Origin of the sequence: Exiguobacterium sp. s168 (assembly GCF_018619035.1) — a bacterium.
In the GTDB taxonomy this organism is placed as follows: domain Bacteria; phylum Bacillota; class Bacilli; order Exiguobacteriales; family Exiguobacteriaceae; genus Exiguobacterium_A; species Exiguobacterium_A acetylicum.
Genome location: NZ_JACSNE010000063.1, coordinates 1 through 883, shown reverse-complemented (window position 1 = coordinate 883; position 883 = coordinate 1). Strand labels below are relative to the sequence as shown.

Here is an 883-nt window from a genome sequence, read left to right as displayed (position 1 = left end):
CCCGTTCCCATGCCGAACACGGAAGTTAAGCACTTGAACGCCGAAAGTAGTTGGGGGCTTCCCCCTGTGAGGATAGGACGTTGCCAGGCTTTTGTTTTTTTAATAAAACAATTGACAGACTTACATAGATGTTTTATCATTATAGAAGTCGTCACCTTATACTTAAAACGGTCCTGTGGTGTAGCGGTTAACATGCCTGCCTGTCACGCAGGAGATCGCGGGTTCGAATCCCGTCAGGACCGCCATTTTAATATCGGCTTTGTAGCTCAGTTGGTAGAGCAAAGGACTGAAAATCCTTGTGTCGGCGGTTCGATTCCGTCCAAAGCCACCATTTCTTTTGCCGGTGTAGCTCAGCTGGTAGAGCAACTGACTTGTAATCAGTAGGTCGCGGGTTCGACTCCTGTTGCCGGCACCATTTTTATTTTGGCGATTGTGGCGAAGTGGTTAACGCACCGGATTGTGATTCCGGCATTCGTGGGTTCAATTCCCATCAGTCGCCCCATTTTTTAACTTCATATCATTTATGTGTCATTAGCTCAGTTGGTAGAGCATCTGACTTTTAATCAGAGGGTCGCAGGTTCGAATCCTGCATGACACACCATTTTTATGCGGGTGTGGCGGAATTGGTAGACGCGCTAGATTTAGGATCTAGTGTCTTTGACGTGGGGGTTCAAGTCCCTTCACCCGTACCATTTATATGCGGAAGTAGTTCAGTGGTAGAATACGACCTTGCCAAGGTCGGGGTCGCGGGTTCGAATCCCGTCTTCCGCTCCATTTATATTTGAATAGCATTATGCGGTCGTGGCGGAATCGGTAGACGCGCTAGGTTGAGGGCCTAGTGGTGGCAACATCGTGGAGGTTCAAGTCCTCTCGACCGCACCAT

General features: G+C 48.9%; 8 tRNA genes and 1 rRNA gene. All 9 read left to right on the top strand.

Annotated features, from left to right (window positions below):
• A 5S ribosomal RNA gene (rrf, locus tag KNQ15_RS16600) occupies nucleotides 1–89 on the top strand; the annotation flags it as partial.
• An 80-nt stretch (nucleotides 90–169) separates the two neighbouring features.
• Nucleotides 170–245: transfer RNA gene (locus KNQ15_RS16595), tRNA-Asp, on the top strand.
• 10 nt (nucleotides 246–255) lie between these two features.
• A tRNA-Phe gene (locus KNQ15_RS16590) sits at nucleotides 256–331 on the top strand.
• A gap of 8 nt (nucleotides 332–339) precedes the next feature.
• Nucleotides 340–415, top strand: a tRNA-Thr gene (locus KNQ15_RS16585).
• 11 nt (nucleotides 416–426) lie between these two features.
• Nucleotides 427–502, top strand: a tRNA-His gene (locus KNQ15_RS16580).
• Between the two features lie 23 nt (nucleotides 503–525).
• Nucleotides 526–601 (top strand) — tRNA-Lys (locus tag KNQ15_RS16575).
• 7 nt (nucleotides 602–608) lie between these two features.
• Nucleotides 609–692, top strand: a tRNA-Leu gene (locus tag KNQ15_RS16570).
• Between the two features lie 7 nt (nucleotides 693–699).
• Nucleotides 700–774 (top strand) — tRNA-Gly (locus KNQ15_RS16565).
• Nucleotides 775–795: 21 nt separating this feature from the next.
• Nucleotides 796–882 (top strand) — tRNA-Leu (locus KNQ15_RS16560).
• Nucleotide 883: the final 1 nt, after the last annotated feature.